Here is a 542-nt window from a genome sequence, read left to right as displayed (position 1 = left end):
AGTTCCATTTGATAATAACACGATTTATTATGAAGATAATGTCTGAAAAGCAAAACAAAGTGGTGATATTCCATCAGATGGTATTAAAGATAGTGATTTAAATAAAGATTATATTGATAAGCAAGATGGTAAATATATTGTAAAAACATCTCAAGACTTAAAAAATAATTATTACGATGCAGCTGCAATTGATAATATTTTATTAGATAAACAAGATAAATTAATAAGTGGAACAAACATTAAAACTATTAATGGTAATTCATTATTAGGGAGTGGTGATATATCTATTAGCGGGGGTAGTGATTGAGAATTAGTTAATACTAGTGATTTTAAACCTAATGATACTCAATATATTTTGCCAGTTACTCCTAATGGAATATATAAATATAAAGTTGAATTAGGATATTTAAAAGAAAACAAAACTATTTATAAAAGTTCATTAATTTTTAGTGAAAAAGGATTTGATAAAAATTATGATGTAGTAGTTGGAAATACCTTTCAATTTTCAGGGTTACCTATTTTTACAATATCTATTAGTTTAA

The 542-nt window shown here is 24.2% G+C and carries 1 protein-coding gene; it reads left to right on the top strand.

The genetic code is table 4. The features are described 5' to 3' along the window. On the top strand, positions 1-542 hold a 542-nt coding region (locus tag EHV01_RS06485; protein WP_422066744.1), incomplete at both ends, for a hypothetical protein.

The sequence above is a fragment of the Spiroplasma sp. hy2 genome (assembly GCF_044714365.1).
In the GTDB taxonomy this organism is placed as follows: Bacteria; Bacillota_I; Bacilli_A; order Mycoplasmatales; family Mycoplasmataceae; genus Spiroplasma; species Spiroplasma phoeniceum.
The sequence above is the reverse complement of the archived record's forward strand: the minus strand, read 5'-3'. Positions and strand labels throughout refer to the sequence as shown.